The following is a 19,564-nucleotide window of genomic DNA, read 5'->3' on the forward strand; positions in this document are numbered from 1 at the left end:
TAATGTCGGGGCACGCACTTACGGGCCACTGACGGGGTCGATGTTAGTTCGCAGGGTTATCACGAGTGCGTCACTGGGAGACCTCTAGAATCGCCCGACTTTTTACACCTGTCTTCTTACTTCATGTCCGCCCCCGATCCTTTCGACGCCCGGAACGCGCCCGTACCAGCACGCAGTTCCCCGCTGAAGCCACTGCCCCGGCTCATCTTCGCGAGCCGCTGGCTGCAGCTGCCGCTGTACCTGGGGCTGATCGTGGCGCAGGGCGTGTACGTGGTGCACTTCCTGGTCGAACTGCTGCACCTGGTCGAAGCCGCCTTCGGCAACAAGGACGCGCTGCAGGCCCTGATCGCGAGCATCGGCTACAAGACCACCGCCCCGGTCGGCGCGCTCAACGAGACGGTGATCATGCTGGTGGTGCTGGCGCTGATCGACGTGGTGATGATCTCCAACCTGCTGATCATGGTGATCGTGGGCGGCTACGAGACCTTCGTGAGCCGCATGGACCTCGAAGGCCACCAGGACCAGCCCGAGTGGCTGAGCCACGTGAACGCCTCGGTGCTCAAGGTGAAGCTGGCCACCGCCATCATCGGCATCAGCTCGATCCACCTGCTCAAGACCTTCATCAACGCGGACAACTACACCGACAAGGTGCTGATCGCGCAGACCGTGATCCACATCGCGTTCCTGTTCTCGGCCATGGCCATCGCCTACACCGACAAGCTCATGAACGAGGCAGCCGCCGCCAACGCCCACCACTAGGAAGGCGTGTCCCAGGCCGGCACTTCGGTGAAGCGCTCGGCCAGGAAATCGAGCAAGGTGCGCAGCGCAGACGGCATGTGCTTGCGCGAGGCGTACACCGCATACACCCCCAGCACCTGCGGCTCGTGATCGGGAAAGAGCGACACCAGCTCGCCCGATTGCAGCAACCCCGACGTCAGATAGGTGGGCAGCATCGCGATGCCCGCCCCGGCCCGCGCCAGCGCCATGAGGCTGGCTGCGTCATTGGTCGAGAGGTTGCCGGCCACGGCCACCGAGACCGGCAGGCCGTCGGCCTTGCGCGTGAAATTCCACAGGCTGCGGCCGAAATACGAGTGCGTGAGGCAGTTGCGCTGCGCCAGCTCTTCCACGCGCTGCGGCTGGCCATGTGCCTTCAGGTAATCGGGCGTCGCGCAGACCACCGAGCGGCACACCGAGAGCCGGCGCGCGATGAGGTTCGGATCGATCTCGGACGACACGCGAATGGCGAGGTCGATGCGCTCGTCCACCAGGTTCACCGCGCGGTCGAGCAGCACCAGGTCGACCGCCACGGCCGGGTAACGCCGCACGTAGTCGGCCACCGCGCCGGCCAGCTGCGCCTGCGCGAACGAGGTGCTGGCCGTGATGCGCAGCTGCCCGCTCGGCGCCTCGGCCGGATGGCGCACCGCCGCCTGCATGTCGCCCGCGAGTTCGAGCACCTGGCGGCAGCGCGGCAGCAGTTCCTCGCCCGCCGCCGTGAGGCTCAGGCGCCGCGTCGTGCGGTGCAGCAGGCGTGCGCCGGTCCATTGCTCCAGTTCGGCCACGTAGCGCGTGACCACCGGGCGCGACAGGTCGAGCTTGTCGGCCGCGGCCGAAAGGCTGCCCGCGTCCACCACGGTCACGAACACCCGCATTGCGTTCAATCGGTCCATTCGAACGATTTTAGGAATAAAGAAGCGCGGAATTCGAGGTATTTCTTTCAAAACCAGAAACCTAAGATGCGGTTCATCCCCTTCCCAACTTTTGACTGGAGTCCCTCATGAGCCACATCGCCATCCTCGGCGCCACCGGACGTGCCGGCGGTCGCCTTCTCGAAGAAGCGCTGCGCCGCGGCCACACCGTGACGGCCATCGCCCGCCATGCCAGCGCAAAGCTGGCGGGCCGTGCCAACGTCAAGACCGTCGATGTCGACGCGCTCGACGCCGCCGCCCTCGAAAAGGCCGTGGCCGGCCATGACGCCGTGTTCAGCGCCGCGCACTTCGCCACCGTGCCGCCCGCGGCCGTCATCGAGCCCGTGAAGCGCGCGGGCGTGAAGCGCCTGCTGGTGGTCGGCGGTGCCGGCAGCCTGTTCGCGGCGCCCGGCCTGAAGGTGATCGACACGCCGAACTTCCCCGATGCCTACCGCGCCGAAGCCACGGCCGGCGGCGTGTTCCTCGATGCGCTGCGCAGCGAGAAGGACCTCGACTGGACCTTCCTGTCGCCCTCCGCCGAATTCGTCGAAGGCGAGCGCACCGGCAAGTTCCGCCTCGGCAAGGACGACCTGCTGGTGAGCGCCGAAGGCCGCAGCTGGATCAGCTTCGAGGACTACGCGATCGCATTCATCGACGAGCTCGAGAAGCCTGCGCACTCGCGCCAGCGCTACACGATCGGCTACTGATCGACCGGCCGGCAACGAAAAAGGACCCTCGCGGGTCCTTTTTTCATGGGGGCTGCGGAGCGGATCAGCGACCGGTCATGTTCTCCGGCACCACCCACGCATCGAACTGCTCGGCCGTCAGGTGCCCCGACGCAATCGCCGCCTCGCGCAGGCTCGTGCCTTCCTTGTGCGCCTTCTTGGCGATGTAGGCCGACTTGTCGTAGCCGATGTGCGTGTTCAGCGCCGTCACCAGCATCAGCGAGCGCTGCACCAGCTCCGTGATGCGTTCGCGGTTCGGCTCGATGCCCACGGCGCAGTGGTCGTTGAAGCTCACCATGCCGTCGGCCAGCAGGCGCACGCTCTGCAGGAAGTTGTGCGCCACCATCGGGCGGAACACGTTCAGCTCGAAGTTGCCCGAGGCGCCGCCGATGTTGATGGCCACGTCGTTGCCGAACACCTGCGCGGCCAGCATCGTGACGGCCTCGCTCTGGGTCGGGTTGACCTTGCCCGGCATGATCGACGAGCCCGGTTCGTTCTCGGGAATGCTCAGTTCGCCGATGCCGCTGCGCGGGCCGCTCGCGAGCCAGCGCACGTCGTTGGCGATCTTGTTCATGCTGGCGGCGAGCGTCTTGAGCGCGCCGTGGGCATGCACCAGCGCATCGACGCTGGCCATCGCTTCGAACTTGTTCGGCGCGGTCACGAACGGCAGGTTCGTGAGCTTCGCGAGTTCGGCCGCGACCTGCTCCGCATAGCCCTTGGGTGCATTGAGCCCGGTGCCGACGGCCGTGCCGCCCAGCGCCAGTTCGCACAGGTGCGGCAGCGCGGCGCGCACATGCGCCTCGCCGTGCGCCAGCTGCGCCACGTAGCCCGAGAACTCCTGGCCCAGCGTGAGCGGCGTGGCGTCCTGCAGGTGGGTGCGGCCGATCTTCACGATGTCGGCGAAGTCCTCGGCCTTCTTCGCCAGCGTGCCGCGCAGCTTGGCGATGGCGGGCAGCAGCTTGTGCGTGATGGCTTCCACGGCTGCCACGTGCATGGCGGTGGGGAACACGTCGTTGCTCGACTGGCTGCGGTTCACGTCGTCGTTCGGGTGCACCAGGCGCCCTTCCCCGCGCTCGCCGCCGAGCAGCTCGCTGGCGCGGTTGGCCAGCACCTCGTTGACGTTCATGTTGCTCTGCGTGCCCGAGCCGGTCTGCCAGACCACGAGCGGGAACTCGCCCGGGTGCTTGCCGGCAATGACCTCGTCGGCCGCGGCCACGATGGCGTGGGTCTTCTTCTCGTCCTGCAGGCCCAGCGCATGGTTGACCACGGCCGACGCGCGCTTGACCTGGGCCAACGCCTTGATGATCTCGCGCGGCTGCTGCTCGCCGGAGATGTCGAAGTTCTGCAACGAGCGCTGCGTCTGCGCGCCCCACAGCTTGTCGGCCGACACGTCGATCGGGCCGAAGGTGTCGCGCTCGGCACGGGTCTTGGGAGAAGTCGTCATGAGAAAAATGGCTCCACAGTCTTGGATGGGTGCACCCGCTCACCGGGCGCGGTGCCGAGTATGGTCTCAATAAGAATGGCTCGCATCTGACGAGGCCTTTCGCCCGGGTCCCACAGACACGATACGCCCGTGGGTTGACTCGCGTCATGCCAAAAAGTTATAATTAGCGGCTTCCGACGACCAACAAGTCATGTTGGTCACCCTTGCACTACTCGCGGATCTGCGAATCCCGTCGCGGTGCAAGGCCCTTCACGCCGGGCCCAGCCCGGCAAACCGGCCGGATCTTTTTTCCGGCCCCATTGCCACGTCACGCTCATCCAGGCGGCGCCCCTCGACCAGGCCCGTTGTCTGCGAATGAAGCATCCGGCGGGCACTGGCTTCGTCGCCAAGTCGTCTTCAGTGCCTGTCGGCAGCCCTCGGGGCTCGCCGGGCCATTGCATGCGCATGCGCAATCTTCATGCGCGCTGTCGGGCAGCTCCCTCATCGGGCTGATGGCGTGGCCGTTGCCGCCCTTCGGGGCGGTGCTGTGTCCACCCTTCACTCAAGGAGCCCCGGCATATGGCCAAAGGAATTCTCATCGACCATGTCTTCAAGGTGTTCGGCGACTCGCCCGAACAAGCCCTCGAGCTGGTCCGCCAAGGTTTTTCCAAGAAGGAAATCCTGGCGAAGACCGGCCAGTCGATCGGCGTGTTCGATGCCACCTTCGAGATCCAGGCCGGCGAGATCTTCGTGATCATGGGCCTATCGGGCTCGGGCAAGTCGACGCTGGTGCGCCTGCTGAACCGGCTCATCGAGCCGACCGCCGGGCGCATCGTGATCGACGGCGCCGACATCAACGAGCACTCCGACAGCAAGCTGCGCGCGCTGCGCCGCAAGGACATCAGCATGGTGTTCCAGTCGTTCGCGTTGATGCCGCACATGACGGTGCGCGAGAACACCGCCTTCGGCCTGGAGCTGTCGGGCACGCGCAAGAAAGACCGCCTCGCGCAGGCCGACCTCGCGCTGGCGCAGGTGGGCCTTTCGGGCTGGGGCGACAGCTACCCCGACGAGCTCTCGGGCGGCATGCAGCAGCGCGTGGGCCTGGCGCGCGCGCTGGCGTCCGACCCGTCGATCCTGCTGATGGACGAGGCCTTCTCGGCGCTCGACCCGATCATCCGCACCGAGATGCAGTCGGAGCTGCTGCGGCTGCAGCAGGTGCAACGCCGCACCATCGTCTTCATCTCGCACGACCTGGACGAAGCCATGCGCATCGGCGACCGCATCGCGATCATGAAGGACGGCCACGTGATCCAGGTCGGCACGCCCGATGAGATCCTGCGCACCCCGGCCGACGACTACGTGCGCAGCTTCGTGCGCGGCGTGGACGCGGCGGCGGTGTTCAAGGCGGCGGACATCGCGCGCAAGTCGCTCACCGTGGTGTGCGAGCATCCCGAGCGCGGCGCGCGCGCGGCGCTCAAGCTGCTGGAAGACCAGGACCGCGACTTCGCCTACGTGACCAGCCCGACCAAGCGCTTCCTGGGCGTGGTGTCGGCCGACACGCTGCGCGGTGCGCTCGACGGGCATTCGGGTCCGCTCGGGCTGCAGCACGCCTTCCTCGAGGACCTGCCGCGCATCGACGCCGAAGCCCCCGTGGCCGGCCTGATCGGCCAGCTCGCGCAGGCGCCGTGCGCACTGCCGGTCGTGGCCGGCGACGGCCGCTTCTGCGGTGCGATCAGCAAGACGACGCTGCTGCGCTTTCTCGACCGCGACACGCCGCCGATCGAACCCGTCTCGCCGCACGCCGCGCCCGCACTCGCTGCCGAGCCGCATTGAATTCACGAAGGACCTTGAACGATGAACGACACCACATTGCCTTCCGACCTGAACGCCCCCCTGCTGGACGCCCCCGTCCTGGACACGCCCGCCGCGCCCCCCGCCCTCGATCCGTGGGAAGCCATCTCGGCCGCGCCTGACACCTCGACCGCCAGCGCCTGGCTCGACGCGCCGGCGAACGCCGCGCACGCCGTCGCGGGCCAAGCCGACACCGCCACCAACGGCTTCGCGCTGCACCGCCTGTGGGACGGCTCGCTGCCCGTCGAGGCCTGGATCAACCAGGGCCTGGGCTGGGTGGTGGAACACTTCCGCCCCTTCTTCCAGACCGTGCGCCTACCGATCGACAGCACGCTCAACTCGGTGCAGGGCCTGCTCACGGCCCTGCCCGCGCTGCCGATGATCGCGCTCATCGGCCTGCTCGCCTGGCAGTTCGCCGGCCGCGCGCTGGCCATCGGCACCGTCGTGTCGCTGATGCTGGTGACCGTGCTGGGCATCTGGCCCGAAGCCATGGTCACGCTGTCGCTGGTGCTGACCTCGCTGGTGTTCTGCATGGTCATCGGCCTGCCGCTGGGCGTGCTGCTGGCCAGCAGCGACCGGGCCCAGCGCGTGATGCGCCCGGTGCTCGACGCCATGCAGACCACGCCGGCCTTCGTGTACCTCGTGCCGGTGGTGATGCTGTTCGGCATCGGCAACGTGCCGGGCGTGATCGTGACCATCGTCTTCGCGCTCGCCCCGCTGGTGCGCCTGACCAACCTCGGCCTGCGCCAGGTGCGCCCCGACCTCATCGAGGCCGCGCGCGCCTACGGCGCCTCGCCCTGGCAGATGCTCGTGAAGGTGAAGCTGCCGCTGGCCATGCCGTCGATCATGGCGGGCATCAACCAGGCGCTGATGCTGTCGCTGTCGATGGTGGTGATCGCCTCGATGATCGCCGTGGGCGGCCTGGGCCAGATGGTGCTGCGCGGCATCGGCCGGCTCGACATGGGCCTGGCCACCGTCGGCGGCCTGGGCATCGTGCTGCTGGCGATCACGCTGGACCGCCTGACCCAGGCCATGGGCAAGTCGCGCCGCAGCGCCGGCCACCGCTGGTGGCACACCGGCCCGGCCGGCTTCGCGCTGCGCCTGCTGCAGCGCCTCGTGGGCACGCCCTCGCGCGGCTCGCACGCCGACGACGCCGTGCCCGCCCTTTCCGCGCAAGCGCACTGACCGTCACGGAGGACAACCACGCATGAAGACCACCCGCCTCTTCCTTGCCCGCGGCCTCCTGGCGCTGGGCCTTATCGCCTTCGGTGCGACCGCACAGGCCGCCAACGACCTGCCCGGCCAGGGCATCACCGTTCAGCCGCTGAAAAGCTCGCTTGCCGAGGAAGCCTTCCAGACGCTGCTGGTGATGCGCGCGCTCGAGAAGCTCGGCTACAAGGTCGAGCCGATGAAAGACCTGGAGCCCGCCACCGAGCACCTGGCCATTGCCAACGGCGACGCCACCTTCATGGCCAACCACTGGAGCCTGCTGCACGCCGACTTCTACAAGAACAGCGGCGGCGACGCCAAGCTGTGGCGCCAGGGCACGTACTCCGACGGTGCGGTGCAGGGCTACCTGATCGACCGCAAGACCGCCGAGCAATACAACATCACGAACCTCGCGCAGTTGAAGGACCCGGCCATCGCGAAGCTGTTCGATGCCGACGGCGACGGCAAGGCCGACCTCACCGGCTGCAACCCCGGCTGGGGCTGCGAGCTGGCCATCGAGAACCACCTGAACGCCTACCAGCTGCGCGACAGTGTGACCCACAAACAGGGCAGCTACGCGGCGCTCATGGCCGACACCATCGCGCGCTTCAAGCAGGACAAGCCGATCCTCTACTACACCTGGACGCCCTACTGGGTCAGCGCCGTGCTGCGCCCGGGCGCGGACGTGGTCTGGCTGCAGGTGCCCTTCTCGCCCGCGCAGGCCGGCGCACAGGTCGACACCCGCCTGCCCAATGGCCGCAACTACGGCTTCCTGGCCAACGAACAGCGCATCGTCGCCAACCGGGCCTTCATCGAGAAGAACCCCGCCGCCGGCCGCCTGTTCGAGGTGATGAAGCTGCCGATCAGCGACATCAACGCGCAGAACCTGCGCATGAGCGAAGGCGCGAACAGCATGCAGGACGTGACGCGCCACACCGACGGGTGGATTCGCGTGCACCAGGCGACGTTCGACGGCTGGATTGCGCAGGCGCGCGCCGCGGCCCGGTAACACGGCCTCACACCTGCGCCGGCGCCCTTTCGCCCGGCGCCGGCCTGCGGTATTGGTGGCTGAGATAATCGAGGGCGTTCCCCCTCCAAGAAGACTCCCCACCATGACGACCACGATCCAGCAGGCCGACCTGATCGAATCGATCAGCGCCGCGCTCCAGTACATCAGCTACTACCACCCCGCGGACTACATTGCCCACTTGGCCAAGGCCTACGAGCGCGAGCAGAGTCCCGCCGCCAAGGACGCCATCGCGCAGATCCTGACCAACAGCAAGATGAGCGCCACGGGCCACCGCCCGATCTGCCAGGACACCGGCATCGTCAACGTGTTCCTCAAGGTGGGCATGGACGTGCGCTGGGGCGGCTTCACCGGTTCGCTGGACGACGCCATCAACGAAGGCGTGCGCCGCGGCTACAACCACCCCGACAACACGCTGCGCGCCTCGGTCGTGGGCGACCCGCAGTTCGATCGCAAGAACACCAAGGACAACACGCCCGCGGTGATCTTCACCGAGATCGTGCCCGGCAACACCGTCGAAGTGACGGTCGCGGCCAAGGGCGGCGGCAGCGAGAACAAGAGCAAGCTGGTCATGCTGAACCCCGGCGACAGCGTGGTCGACTGGGTGCTCAAGACCGTGCCGACCATGGGCGCCGGCTGGTGCCCGCCCGGCATGCTGGGCATCGGCATCGGCGGCACGGCCGAGAAGGCCGCGCTGATGGCCAAGGAAAGCCTGATGGACGACCTGGACATGCACGAGCTGCAGGCCAAGGCCGCCTCGGGCGCCGAGCTCAGCAAGGTCGAGGCGCTGCGCCTCGAACTGTTCGAGAAGGTCAATGCCCTGGGCATCGGCGCGCAGGGCCTGGGCGGCCTGGCCACCGTGCTCGACGTCAAGATCCAGATGTACCCCACGCACGCGGCCAGCAAGCCCGTGGCGATGATCCCCAACTGCGCGGCCACGCGCCACGCGCACTTCGTGATGGACGGCAGTGGCCCGGTCTACCTCGATCCGCCGTCGCTCGACCTGTGGCCCGATGTGAACTGGGCACCCGACGAAAAGAAGAGCAAGCGCGTCAACCTCGACCAGCTCACGCCCGCCGAAGTGGCGAGCTGGAAGCCCGGCGACACGCTGCTGCTGAACGGCAAGATGCTCACCGGCCGCGACGCCGCGCACAAGCGCATCCAGGGCATGCTGGCCAAGGGCGAGAAGCTGCCGGTCGACTTCAAGAACCGCGTCATCTACTACGTCGGCCCGGTCGATCCGGTCGGCAACGAAGCCGTGGGCCCCGCCGGCCCGACCACCGCCACGCGCATGGACGGCTTCACCGAGATGATGCTGGCCGAAACCGGCCTGATCGCCATGATCGGCAAGGCCGAGCGCGGCCCGGTCGCCATCGAGGCGATCAAGAAGCACAAGAGCGCCTACCTCATGGCCGTGGGCGGCGCCGCCTACCTCGTGAGCAAGGCCATCAAGACCGCCAAGGTGGTGGGCTTCGAAGACCTGGGCATGGAAGCCATCTACGAATTCGACGTGGTCGACATGCCCGTGACGGTGGCGGTCGATGCCGGCGGCACCAGCGCGCACATCACCGGCCCGGCCGAGTGGCAGAAGCGCATCGCCAGCGGCGAGTTCAAGACCATTCCGCTGGAAGTCGCTTGAACCCGGTCGGCGTGTTCGACAGCGGCGTAGGGGGGCTGAGCACGCTCGCCGCGCTGCAGGCCGAGCTGCCGACGGAACGCTTCGTCTACTTCGCCGACACCGCGAATGCGCCGTATGGCGAGCGCGGCGACGCCTACGTCATCGCGCACTCGCGCCAGGTGGTCGAACACCTGCTGCGCGCACACGACATCAAGGCGCTGGTGGTGGCCTGCAACACGGCCACCACGGCGGCGATCCACGTGCTGCGCGCCGAATTCCCCGCGCTGCCCATCGTGGGCCTGGAGCCGGCGCTCAAGCCCGCCGTGGCGACGAGCCGCACCGGCCACATCGCGGTGCTGGCCACGCGCGGCACGCTGGCCAGCGCCCGGTATGCAGCCCTGCGCGAATCCTTCGGCGGCTCGGCCACCGTGCGGCCCGTGCCGTGCGACGGTCTCGTGAAGGCCATCGAAGGCTTCGACAACCCCTGCATCGCCGCGCTGTGCGCGCGCTACATGGCGCAGGCCGGCCCCTTCGGCGACGGCGCGGGCCAGGTCGACACCGTGGTGCTCGGCTGCACGCACTACCCGCTCGTGAAAGACGAACTGCAGCGCCACGCACCGCCGACGCTGCGTTTCATCGACACCGGCGCGCCAGTCGCGCAGCAGACCCGCCGCGTGCTGGCGTCGCTCGGCCGACTGGCTGACGACGGCAGCGAAGGCGGGTTGGTGCTCGAGAGCAGCGGCAACCCGGTGGTGCTCGAAGCAGCCGCCACGCGCTGGCTGCCCGCGCGCGCGCAAAACGCTTCACTGCCTGCGGCAAGCGCCGCCTGACATCACTTCACCGGCCATGCGCCCCCTCTTCTTCCTGCGTCATGCACTGGTCCTGCTGGGCCTGGCCTCGGCCGCCGGTTTGGGCCACGCCGCCTGCGAAAGCGGGTTGGCCGAGCGCATGCACGCCAAGCTCTATCCGAAGCAGCCGCTCGACGAACGGCTGGCCGCCTGCAAGGTCTGGCCGGCGTTTCCCGGCCGCAGCATCGTGGTGCTGCCCATGCCGCGCGAAACCACGGACAAGGGCGCCAAGGTCTTCGACCTCGCGCTGCTGCTGATCCAGCGGCCCGACAACGGCAACACCGACCGCGACACGGTGATCGGGCGGATCTTCCTGCCCGAGGCGCTCGACGAAGACGCCACCACCTCGATCCAGGAAATCCGCGTCGACACCTCGCGCTATGTGCTGTCGCCCGACACGCGCGCCTTCGGCCTGCGCGTGCGCTACCGCGGCAACAGCCCGACCTCGGGCCCGCAGGCCAGCGAGACCGTGCGCCTGTACGTGCAGCGCGGCAACAAGCTACAGCAAGTGCTGCAGGAGATCGAGCTCGACCACGACAACGGCGGCTGGGACGCCACCTGCACCGGTCATTTCGAGAAGCTGCGCACCATGCTGTCGGTCGCGCGCACCACGAGCAACGGCTTGGCCGACCTGCAACTGTCGCGCACGCTGGTGCAAAGCCGCGCGCAGGAACAGGAAGACCAGGGCTGCGTCGAGAAAGCGCTGCCCGCGAAGTTCAGCACCGTGACGCTGCGCTATGACGGCGAGCGCTTCAAGGTGCCCAAGTCGCTGCAGCAGGCGCCCTGAGGCGCCGGGGCGCCGCTATCGCACAGCAGCCTTGTCGTGCAGCGCCGCCTTGCGGCCGCGTCGCATGTCGATCGGCAGCAGCAGCAACAGCCCGCCGATGAACAGCACCGCCGTCGAAAGGATCGCGATGCGCTGGTTGCCGCCGGTGGCCCAGGTGATGGCACCGAAGCTCAGCGGGCCGATGATGCTGGCCAGGCGCGTGGCGAAGGTCCAGAGGCCGAAGAACTCGGCCAGCTGTTGCGGCGGCGCGAGGTAGCCCGTCATCGCGCGCCCGGCCGACTGGCTCGAGCCCATCGCCAGCCCCGCGATGGCGGCGGCCCACCAGAAGCCGCCCTTGGTCGTGACCCACGCGGCAATCACGCACACCGCGATCCACGCGAGCAGCGTCGCGGCCAGCGACACCTTGTGGCCGATGCGGTCCTGCACGTAGCCGAAGGCGAAGGCGCCGAGCGCGGCCGCGACGTTGAGCACGAAGATCAGCACCATCGTCTCGCTCGCGACGAAGCCGATCACCTGCTCGGCGTAGATCGCGGCCAGCGTGATCGCGACCGCCACGCCGCCCTGGTAGCAGACGGTGCAGACCAGCAGCCACATGAAGTCGCGGTAGGCGCGCGCCTGCTGGAAGGTGGTGCGCAATTGCTGCCAGGCGCTGTCCTGGCCGCGGCGGGCCTGGGGCACGGCGCGTTCGGGCAGCAGCGCAAAGGTGACGCAGGCGGCCACGCCGTAGATCGCCGCCGTGATCAGCATCGTGACCGGCACGAAGTGCGCCGCCGGCAGCCCCCGCGCCTGCGACCACAGCACGTACGCCAGGCACAACCCCAGCGCCAGCATGCCGCCGACATAGCCGAAGGCCCAGCCCCAGCCGCTCACTTTGCCCATGCCTTCGGCCGTCGCCAGCTCGGGCAGAAAGGCGCCCGTCAGCGACTCGCCGTAGGAATAGAACGCGTTGGAGACGATCACCAGCGCCATCGCGAGCGCAACGCCCATCGGGCCGCCCGCGAAGCCCGGCGTGAGCGCCAGAGCCGTCGTGGCGAGCACGCAGCCCGTGGTCGTCATGACCAGCACGCGCTTCTTGGCGGCGCGCAGGTCGGCCCAGGCGCCGATGGCGGGCATCGTGAGCATCACGATGGCGTACGAGGTGCTGAGGGCCGCGGTCCACGCGAAGGTGGCCCATGGCGCGCCCTTGGCGATGCCGCCGACGAAGTAGGCGGCGAACACCGCCGTGATCACGACCGTGGTGTAGCCTGAGTTGGCGAAGTCGTACATCGCCCAGCCGAACACCTCGCGCTTGCGCACGCCGGGGCGCAACGCGGAGGCTGGGAACAGGGCCATGCGGCCTTGGGACCGGGCGGTAAGGGAAAGGTCAGTGCAGGTGGCGCGGACGACGGCCACCGCCGTGACTACCACCGCTGCCGCCGCCGGCCCCACCGGCACCGCGCGGACGCTTGCCGATTTCGAGCGAGTTCACGAGCGCGTCGAAACGGTCGCTGAAGAGGCGATCGATTTCGGCAACCACACCGCCGAGTTCGGCACCGTCGAAGTGGCGTTCCATGAGGTTGACCACGTCTTCGACCAGCAGGTCGCGCTGCACCTGCATGATCGCGGCCGGGTTGGGGCCCACGAACAGCATCAGGAAGTCGTCGCGCGATTCTTCGTCGGGATCACCCTCTTCTTCGTCGAAATCGGTGTCGTAGAAGGTGACTTCGATCGCGGCACCGCGTTCGGAAAGTTCGTTCAGGCCCATGCACATCTCGTCGAGCGCCTGGCGGAAGTCTTCGTCGCCCGGCACGGTCCAGCAGATCTGCAGCGTGTGGTCCTTCTGCTCGAAGCGGATGCCGGGTTCTTCTTCGTAGGTGCTGGTGGCACCGTCGGCCAGCGATTTGGCGCCTGCGTATTTCCAGAGCGGCCGCAGCGCCTCCTGGATCTGCTCGAAGCTCACGTCCGAGCGCAGCGGCACATCGCCATGCACATGGATCTCAAATGGAGCGTTGTAGCGAGGCATCAAATACTCCCTTGTAAATATGGTGGTACCCGGAACGGGGGTCGAACCCGTATGCCCCGATTAAGGAAGCGGCGGATTTTAAGTCCGATGTGTCTACCAATTTCACCATCCGGGCCTCGGGTTGAACATCGACGATAACCCAAATGAAACAAGCCCCGGCAACGTCGGTTGGCGGGGCTTGTGTATCGGAGCCGATCGGTCTTGACGAGAGGGTGGAGGCGCGACCCGGAGTCGAACCGGGCTAGACGGATTTGCAATCCGTTGCATAACCGCTTTGCTATCGCGCCACGCTGAATAACGAAATCGAACTGCGAAAAAAAGGGAAGCTGCTTGCTTCCCTTTTTCAAAACTGGAGCGGGAAAAGAGTCTCGAACTCTCGACCTCAACCTTGGCAAGGTTGCGCTCTACCAACTGAGCTATTCCCGCGTTTCGAGCCTCAAATTATATACCAGTTTTTTGAGGCTTCACAAGTTCTGCAATCAATCGATTAATGTTTGACCGAGCCTTCGACGGCCGGCGCCGCAGCACGCTGCTTGGCCAGTTCGGCCACCGCAGCAGCCGAAGCGGCCACCTCTTCGTCGGACAGCGGCTCGGGCATCTTCTCGAGCGCGATCTCGAGCACCTTGTCGATCCACTTCACCGGCACGATCTCGAGGCCGTTCTTCACATTCTCGGGAATGTCCTGCAGGTCCTTGGCGTTCTCTTCGGGGATCAGCACGGTCTTGATGCCGCCGCGCAAGGCGGCCAGCAGCTTTTCCTTCAGGCCACCGATGGCGGTGACTTCGCCGCGCAGCGTGATCTCGCCGGTCATCGCGACGTCGGCACGCACCGGGATGCCCGTGAGCGCCGACACGAAGGCCGTCGTCATCGCCGCGCCCGCGCTCGGGCCGTCCTTGGGCGTGGCGCCGTCGGGCACGTGGATGTGGATGTCACGCTTCTCGAACACCTCGTCCTTGATGCCCAGGCGGCGCGAGCGGCTGCGCACCACGGTGCGTGCGGCCTCGACCGATTCCTTCATCACGTCGCCGAGCGAACCCGTGCGGCTGATCACGCCCTTGCCGGGCATGGTAACGGCCTCGATCGTCAGCAGGTCGCCGCCGACTTCAGTCCACGCAAGGCCGACCACCTGGCCGACCTGGTTCTGCTTCTCGGCCAGGCCGAAGCTGTACTTGCGCACGCCGAGGAACTCGTTGAGGTTCTCGCCGTCGACCGTGACCTTGGGCGTCAGTTGCTTGAGCAGCAGGCCCTTCACCACCTTGCGGCAGATCTTGGACAGCTCGCGCTCGAGCGAACGCACGCCGGCTTCACGCGTGTAGTAGCGCACGATGTCGCGCACGGCGGCTTCGGTGACGGCCAGTTCGTCGTCCTTCACGCCGTTGTTCTTCATCTGCTTGGGCAGCAGGTACTTGATCGCGATGTTGGTCTTCTCGTCCTCGGTGTAGCCCGAGAGGCGAATGACTTCCATGCGGTCCAGCAGCGCCGGCGGGATGTTCATCGAATTCGACGTCGCGACGAACATCACGTCGCTCAGATCGAAGTCGACTTCCACGTAGTGGTCGCCGAAGGTGTGGTTCTGCTCGGGGTCGAGCACCTCGAGCAGCGCGCTCGACGGGTCGCCGCGGAAGTCCGTGCCCAGCTTGTCGATTTCGTCCAGCAGGAACAGCGGATTGCGCGTGCCGATCTTGCTCAGCCCCTGCAGCACCTTGCCCGGCAGCGCGCCGATGTAGGTGCGGCGGTGGCCGCGGATCTCGGCTTCGTCACGCATGCCGCCCAGCGCCATGCGGGTGTACTTGCGGCCGGTCGCCTTCGCGATCGACTGCCCCAGCGAGGTCTTGCCGACACCCGGCGGGCCCACGAGGCACAGGATGGGCGCCTTCACCTTGTCGACGCGTTGCTGCACCGCGAGGTATTCAAGGATGCGGTCCTTGACCTTCTCGAGGCCGTAGTGGTCGGCGTTGAGCACGGCCTCGGCATTGGCCAGGTCGTGCTTGATCTTGGTCTTCTTGCTCCACGGCAGGCTGATGAGCACGTCGATGTAGTTGCGCACCACCGTGGCTTCGGCCGACATGGGCGACATGAGCTTGAGCTTCTTGAGCTCGCCCTCGGCCTTCTTCAGGCCTTCCTTGGACATCTTGGCGAGCTTGATCTTCTTCTCGATCTCCTCGATGTCCGCGCCCTCTTCGCCTTCGCCGAGCTCCTTCTGGATGGCCTTGACCTGCTCGTTGAGGTAGAAGTCGCGCTGGTTCTTCTCCATCTGGCGCTTCACGCGGCCACGGATTTTCTTGTCGACGTTCAGGATGTCGACTTCGCGTTCGAGCTGGCCGAACAGGTTTTCCAGTCGCGCCTTGACGTCGTCGAGGTCGAGCACGGCCTGCTTGTTGTCGAGCTTGAGCGGCAGGTGGGCGGCGATGGTGTCGGCCAGACGGCCGGCGTCGTCGATGCTCGAGATCGAGGTGAGGATCTCGGGCGGGATCTTCTTGTTCAGCTTGACGTACTGGTCGAACTGCTGCATCACCGCGCGGCGCAGCGCCTCGACCTCGGTGCCCTTCTCGCCGCCTTCGGGCGCCTCGACGGGCGTCACGTTGGCCGAGAAATGGGTTTCGCCGTCATCGATGCGGTTGACGCGGGCGCGCTGCTGGCCTTCGACCAGCACCTTCACGGTGCCGTCGGGCAGCTTGAGCATCTGCAGGATGGTCGAGACGCAGCCGACCTCGAACATGTCCTCGACCGAGGGCTCGTCCTTGGCAGCGGCCTTCTGGGCCACCAGCATGATGCGGCGCTCGGCCTCCATCGCCAGCTCGAGCGCCTTGATGCTCTTCGGGCGACCCACGAAGAGCGGGATCACCATGTGGGGAAACACCACGACGTCCCGCAGCGGCAGCAGCGGCAGGTCGAGGGCTTCGGGGGGCAATGGGGTATGACCAGACATGAGCGTCCTTGTCCTTTAGGCCTTTTTCGCCGTTTCGCGGTACACGAGCAGCGGGGGCTTGTTTTCGTCGATGGTCGATTCCTCGACCACCACCTTGTCGACATTGGTCGCGTTCGGCAATTCGAACATGGTGTCGATCAGCGACTGTTCAAGGATCGAGCGCAGGCCGCGCGCACCGGTCTTGCGGGCCAGCGCCTTGCGTGCGATCGCCTTGAGCGCCGCGGGACGGATTTCGAGGTCCACGCCCTCCATCTGCAGCAGCTTGGTGAACTGCTTCACCACCGCATTCTTGGGCTCGGTCAGGATCTGCACCAGCGCGTCTTCGCTCAGTTCGGCCAGCGAGGCGACCACGGGCATGCGGCCCACGAGTTCGGGGATCAGGCCGAACTTGATCAGGTCTTCGGGCTCGACTTCGCGGAACACCTCGGTGATGCTGCGCTGGGCCTTGCTCTTCACTGCGGCGCCGAAGCCGATACCCGAGGCCTCGGTACGGTTTTCGATGACCTTCTCGAGGCCCGCAAAGGCGCCGCCGCAGATGAACAGGATGTTGGTCGTGTCGATCTGCAGGAAGTCCTGGTTCGGGTGCTTGCGCCCGCCCTGGGGCGGCACGCTGGCCATGGTGCCTTCGATGAGCTTCAGCAACGCCTGCTGCACGCCCTCGCCCGACACGTCGCGCGTGATCGACGGGTTGTCGGACTTGCGCGAGATCTTGTCGATTTCGTCGATGTAGACGATGCCGCGCTGGGCACGCTCGACTTCGTAGTTGCAGCTTTGCAGCAGCTTCTGGATGATGTTCTCGACGTCCTCGCCCACATAGCCGGCTTCGGTCAGCGTGGTGGCGTCGGCCATCACGAAGGGCACGTCGAGCATTCGCGCGAGCGTTTGCGCCAGCAGCGTCTTGCCCGAACCCGTGGGGCCGATCAAGAGGATGTTGCTCTTGCTGAGCTCGACCTCGTCGCCCTTGGTGTTCTTTTCCTTGTGGCGCAGGCGCTTGTAGTGGTTGTAGACCGCCACCGACAGCATGCGCTTGGCCGGCTCCTGGCCGATCACGTAGTTGTCGAGGTTGGTCTTGATCTCCAGCGGCGTGGGCAGGTCGCTGCGCGCGTCGCGCGCTTCCTCACCGGCCGGCAGCTCGTCACGGATGATCTCGTTGCACAGGTCGATGCATTCGTCGCAGATGAAGACCGAAGGGCCCGCGATCAGCTTCTTGACCTCATGCTGGCTCTTGCCGCAGAACGAGCAATAAAGCGTTTTTTCGCTGGAGGTGCCTTTTTTTTCGGCCATGGACTTTTGCCTCGTGACAGGGTATGGACAATGATAACTAAACAAAAACGGCGTTTCCCGTGTGGGAAACGCCGTTTTTGCCTTTTGGGCGCCCGAGGCGCCGGGCGGCATTAACCGCGCTGGGAGACGACCTGGTCGACCAGGCCGTAATCCTTGGCCTCGTCAGCGGTCAGGAAATAGTCGCGCTCGGTGTCCGACTTGACCTTTTCCAGCGGCTGGCCAGTGCGTTCGGCCAAGATGCGGTTCATCTGGTCCTTGGTGCGCAGGATGTCGCGCGCATGGATCTCGATGTCGGTGGCCTGGCCGCGTGCGCCGCCAAGCACCTGGTGGATCATGATCTTGGAGTTGGGCAGCGAGAAACGCTTGCCCTTCTCGCCGGCCGCCAGCAGGAAGGCGCCCATGCTGGCCGCAAAGCCCAGGCACATGGTCGACACCGACGGCTTGATGAACTGCATCGTGTCGTAGATCGCCATGCCGGCGCTCACGCTGCCGCCCGGGGAGTTGATGTAGAACGAAATGTCCTTGTCCGGGTTCTCGCTCTCGAGGAACAGCAGCTGGGCCACCACGAGGTTGGCGGTCTGGTCGTTGACCTCGCCCACCAGGAAGATGATGCGTTCCTTGAGGAGACGCGAGTAGATGTCATACGACCGCTCGCCGCGGCCCGACTGCTCGACGACCATCGGGATCATGCCGAGGCCTTGAATTTCCTGTGCGCTCATGAATTTGCTCTCCGGAAAATGGATTCGTTCGCTCTGATTGAACTGTACGCCTGAGTGAAATGGGGCTCGTGCCGCAAAGCACAAGCCCCATCGGCGTTGCTGCATGCAGCGACGGAAACCAGCTTACTGCTGCTGCGCCATCAGTTCGTCGAACGACACCGACTTTTCGTTGACCTTGGCCTTGCCCAGCACGAAGTCGGTCACGTTGTTCTCGATGACCACGGCTTCGACTTCCGCCAGGCGGTTGTTGTCGCTGAAGTACCAGCGCACGACGTCTTGCGGCTTCTCGTAGCTGGCGGCCAGCTCGTCGATGTGGGCCTTGATCTGCTCGGGCTTGGCCTGCAGTTCGTTGGCACGCACCAGCTCGGCCACGACCAGGCCCAGGCGCACGCGGCGCTCGGCTTGCGGGCGGAACACTTCTTCGGGGATCGGGGCCTTGTCGGCGTCCTTGATGCCGCGCTGCTTGAGCTCGGCGCGGGCGCCGTCGATCATGCGGGCGACTTCCGACTGCACGCTGGCGTTCGGCAGGTCGAGTTCGGCGTTGGCCACCAGGGCGTCCATCACGGCGTTCTTGTTGCGGGCCAGCAGGCGGAACTTCACTTCGCGCTCGAGGTTGCGCTTGATGTCGGCGCGCAGGCCTTCCACGGTGGCTTCGGCGATGCCGAGCGACTTGGCCAGCTGTTCGTTGACTTCGGGCAGGTGCGAAGCTTCGATCTTCTTCACGGTGACCATGAAGTCGGCTTGCTTGCCGGCCACGTCCTTGCCGTGGTAATCGGCCGGGAACGACAGCGGGAAGGTGCGGCTGTCGCCGGACTTCATGCCGCGCACGGCGTCTTCGAATTCCTTGAGCATCTGGCCTTCGCCGACGACGAACTGGAAGTCTTCGGCCTTGCCGCCCTGGAAGGGCTCGCCGTCGATCTTGCCTTCGAAGTCGACCGTCACGCGGTCGTTGTCTTCGGCCACGGCGTCTTGGGCGCGCTGGGCGAAGGTGCGGCGCTGCTTGCGCAGGATGTCCAGGGTCTTGTCGATGGCTTCGTCGCCGACTTCGGCCGACAGCTTCTCGACTTCAGCGCCCGACAGGTCGTTGATCTTGACTTCGGGGAACACTTCGAAGACCGCGTCGAAGGCGAGCTGGCCTTCGGGCGACTCTTCCTTCTCGGTGATGCGCGGCTGGCCGGCGACGCGCAGCTTGGCTTCGTTCGCGGCTTGCGAGAAGGCCTCACCGACCTTGTCGTTCATGACTTCGTAGTGCACCGAGTAGCCGTAGCGCTGGGCCACGACGTTCATCGGCACCTTGCCGGGACGGAAGCCGTCCATCTTGACGGTGCGCGCGAGCTTCTTGAGGCGCGAATCGACTTCGTTCTGGATGGTGCCGACCGGCAGGGTCAGCGTGATCTTGCGTTCGAGCTTCTCGAGAGTTTCAACGTTCACGGTCATGGTGTCTTCCTTGTGAGGGG

The 19,564-nt window shown here is 66.3% G+C and carries 16 protein-coding genes and 3 tRNA genes; 8 read left to right on the plus strand and 11 right to left on the minus strand.

What is annotated here, in order from left to right:
• Positions 1-123 precede the first annotated feature (123 nt).
• Positions 124-759 carry a YqhA family protein gene (locus tag VBO01S_RS15270; protein ID WP_062475803.1) on the plus strand — a complete coding sequence of 212 codons (636 nt, stop codon included), beginning with the start codon at positions 124-126 and terminating at the stop codon, positions 757-759.
• Here the strand turns inward: VBO01S_RS15270 and VBO01S_RS15275 are convergent.
• Complete coding sequence (locus VBO01S_RS15275) at positions 756-1,667, minus strand: LysR family transcriptional regulator (RefSeq protein WP_062475806.1); 912 nt, start codon at positions 1,665-1,667, stop codon at positions 756-758. The genes VBO01S_RS15270 and VBO01S_RS15275 overlap by 4 nt on opposite strands.
• 107 nt (positions 1,668-1,774) lie before the next feature.
• Between VBO01S_RS15275 and VBO01S_RS15280 the strand changes: the two genes are divergently transcribed.
• Positions 1,775-2,392 carry an NAD(P)-dependent oxidoreductase gene (locus tag VBO01S_RS15280; RefSeq protein WP_062475809.1) on the plus strand — a complete coding sequence of 206 codons (618 nt, stop codon included), beginning with the start codon at positions 1,775-1,777 and terminating at the stop codon, positions 2,390-2,392.
• A 64-nt stretch (positions 2,393-2,456) separates the two neighbouring features.
• On the opposite strand, the gene fumC is transcribed toward VBO01S_RS15280, so the two are convergent.
• Positions 2,457-3,854 (minus strand): class II fumarate hydratase, encoded by a 1,398-nt coding sequence (fumC, locus tag VBO01S_RS15285; protein WP_062475812.1) that lies wholly within the window; start codon positions 3,852-3,854, stop codon positions 2,457-2,459.
• Positions 3,855-4,412: 558 nt separating this feature from the next.
• Between fumC and proV the strand changes: the two genes are divergently transcribed.
• The 6 genes from proV to VBO01S_RS15315 all read left to right on the plus strand — a co-directional run bounded on the left by proV (position 4,413) and on the right by VBO01S_RS15315 (position 11,173).
• Positions 4,413-5,666 carry a glycine betaine/L-proline ABC transporter ATP-binding protein ProV gene (gene proV, locus VBO01S_RS15290; protein WP_062475815.1) on the plus strand — a complete coding sequence of 418 codons (1,254 nt, stop codon included), beginning with the start codon at positions 4,413-4,415 and terminating at the stop codon, positions 5,664-5,666.
• Positions 5,667-5,687: 21 nt separating this feature from the next.
• Positions 5,688-6,869: a glycine betaine/L-proline ABC transporter permease ProW gene (gene proW, locus VBO01S_RS15295; RefSeq protein WP_062475818.1), complete on the plus strand. Its 1,182-nt coding sequence runs from the start codon at positions 5,688-5,690 to the stop codon at positions 6,867-6,869.
• A 22-nt stretch (positions 6,870-6,891) separates the two neighbouring features.
• The gene (gene proX, locus VBO01S_RS15300; RefSeq protein ID WP_062475821.1) at positions 6,892-7,902 is read left to right on the plus strand and encodes a glycine betaine/L-proline ABC transporter substrate-binding protein ProX; all 1,011 of its coding nucleotides are present in this window, start codon (positions 6,892-6,894) and stop codon (positions 7,900-7,902) included.
• Positions 7,903-8,005: 103 nt separating this feature from the next.
• Entirely contained in the window at positions 8,006-9,559 is a 1,554-nt protein-coding gene (locus VBO01S_RS15305; protein ID WP_062475824.1) for a fumarate hydratase, read from the plus strand.
• Positions 9,556-10,368, plus strand: coding sequence for a glutamate racemase (murI, locus tag VBO01S_RS15310; RefSeq protein WP_062475827.1), 813 nt, complete (start codon positions 9,556-9,558; stop codon positions 10,366-10,368). Before VBO01S_RS15305 ends, murI begins: the two co-directional genes overlap by 4 nt.
• 16 nt (positions 10,369-10,384) lie before the next feature.
• Entirely contained in the window at positions 10,385-11,173 is a 789-nt protein-coding gene (locus VBO01S_RS15315) for a PA3715 family protein (RefSeq protein ID WP_062475829.1), read from the plus strand.
• 15 nt (positions 11,174-11,188) lie between these two features.
• Here the strand turns inward: VBO01S_RS15315 and VBO01S_RS15320 are convergent, their stop codons facing one another.
• The 9 genes from VBO01S_RS15320 to tig all read right to left on the minus strand — a co-directional run bounded on the left by VBO01S_RS15320 (position 11,189) and on the right by tig (position 19,544).
• On the minus strand, positions 11,189-12,505 hold the full coding sequence (locus tag VBO01S_RS15320; RefSeq protein ID WP_062475832.1) for an MFS transporter: 1,317 nt from the start codon (positions 12,503-12,505) through the stop codon (positions 11,189-11,191).
• Positions 12,506-12,536: 31 nt separating this feature from the next.
• Positions 12,537-13,175, minus strand: a complete 639-nt coding sequence (locus VBO01S_RS15325) for a DUF6806 family protein (protein WP_062475834.1) — start codon at positions 13,173-13,175, stop codon at positions 12,537-12,539.
• Between the two features lie 23 nt (positions 13,176-13,198).
• A tRNA-Leu gene (locus VBO01S_RS15330) sits at positions 13,199-13,290 on the minus strand.
• A gap of 98 nt (positions 13,291-13,388) precedes the next feature.
• Positions 13,389-13,462 (minus strand) — tRNA-Cys (locus VBO01S_RS15335).
• 63 nt (positions 13,463-13,525) lie between these two features.
• Positions 13,526-13,601 (minus strand) — tRNA-Gly (locus tag VBO01S_RS15340).
• A gap of 61 nt (positions 13,602-13,662) precedes the next feature.
• Positions 13,663-16,104 carry an endopeptidase La gene (gene lon, locus VBO01S_RS15345; protein WP_062475837.1) on the minus strand — a complete coding sequence of 814 codons (2,442 nt, stop codon included), beginning with the start codon at positions 16,102-16,104 and terminating at the stop codon, positions 13,663-13,665.
• 15 nt (positions 16,105-16,119) lie between these two features.
• Positions 16,120-17,388: an ATP-dependent Clp protease ATP-binding subunit ClpX gene (clpX, locus tag VBO01S_RS15350; RefSeq protein WP_062475840.1), complete on the minus strand. Its 1,269-nt coding sequence runs from the start codon at positions 17,386-17,388 to the stop codon at positions 16,120-16,122.
• Positions 17,389-17,498: 110 nt separating this feature from the next.
• A complete protein-coding gene (gene clpP / locus VBO01S_RS15355; RefSeq protein ID WP_062475843.1) occupies positions 17,499-18,107 on the minus strand; it encodes an ATP-dependent Clp endopeptidase proteolytic subunit ClpP in 609 nt (202 codons plus the stop codon).
• A 123-nt stretch (positions 18,108-18,230) separates the two neighbouring features.
• Complete coding sequence (gene tig / locus VBO01S_RS15360) at positions 18,231-19,544, minus strand: trigger factor (RefSeq protein WP_062475844.1); 1,314 nt, start codon at positions 19,542-19,544, stop codon at positions 18,231-18,233.
• Positions 19,545-19,564: the final 20 nt, after the last annotated feature.

This window comes from Variovorax boronicumulans NBRC 103145 (assembly GCF_001591345.1).
GTDB classification, from domain to species: Bacteria; Pseudomonadota; Gammaproteobacteria; order Burkholderiales; family Burkholderiaceae_C; genus Variovorax; species Variovorax boronicumulans.

Excerpts from the sequence above, each read along its gene's own strand:
- VBO01S_RS15270 (WP_062475803.1), top strand. The coding sequence starts at position 124 with ATGTCCGCCCCCGATCCTTTCGACGCCCGGAACGCGCCCGTACCAGCA.
- VBO01S_RS15275 (WP_062475806.1), bottom strand. The coding sequence starts at position 1,667 with ATGGACCGATTGAACGCAATGCGGGTGTTCGTGACCGTGGTGGACGCG.
- VBO01S_RS15280 (WP_062475809.1), top strand. The coding sequence starts at position 1,775 with ATGAGCCACATCGCCATCCTCGGCGCCACCGGACGTGCCGGCGGTCGC.
- fumC (WP_062475812.1), bottom strand. The coding sequence starts at position 3,854 with ATGACGACTTCTCCCAAGACCCGTGCCGAGCGCGACACCTTCGGCCCG.
- proV (WP_062475815.1), top strand. The coding sequence starts at position 4,413 with ATGGCCAAAGGAATTCTCATCGACCATGTCTTCAAGGTGTTCGGCGAC.
- proW (WP_062475818.1), top strand. The coding sequence starts at position 5,688 with ATGAACGACACCACATTGCCTTCCGACCTGAACGCCCCCCTGCTGGAC.
- proX (WP_062475821.1), top strand. The coding sequence starts at position 6,892 with ATGAAGACCACCCGCCTCTTCCTTGCCCGCGGCCTCCTGGCGCTGGGC.
- VBO01S_RS15305 (WP_062475824.1), top strand. The coding sequence starts at position 8,006 with ATGACGACCACGATCCAGCAGGCCGACCTGATCGAATCGATCAGCGCC.
- VBO01S_RS15315 (WP_062475829.1), top strand. The coding sequence starts at position 10,385 with ATGCGCCCCCTCTTCTTCCTGCGTCATGCACTGGTCCTGCTGGGCCTG.
- VBO01S_RS15320 (WP_062475832.1), bottom strand. The coding sequence starts at position 12,505 with ATGGCCCTGTTCCCAGCCTCCGCGTTGCGCCCCGGCGTGCGCAAGCGC.
- VBO01S_RS15325 (WP_062475834.1), bottom strand. The coding sequence starts at position 13,175 with ATGCCTCGCTACAACGCTCCATTTGAGATCCATGTGCATGGCGATGTG.
- lon (WP_062475837.1), bottom strand. The coding sequence starts at position 16,104 with ATGTCTGGTCATACCCCATTGCCCCCCGAAGCCCTCGACCTGCCGCTG.
- clpX (WP_062475840.1), bottom strand. The coding sequence starts at position 17,388 with ATGGCCGAAAAAAAAGGCACCTCCAGCGAAAAAACGCTTTATTGCTCG.
- clpP (WP_062475843.1), bottom strand. The coding sequence starts at position 18,107 with ATGAGCGCACAGGAAATTCAAGGCCTCGGCATGATCCCGATGGTCGTC.
- tig (WP_062475844.1), bottom strand. The coding sequence starts at position 19,544 with ATGACCGTGAACGTTGAAACTCTCGAGAAGCTCGAACGCAAGATCACG.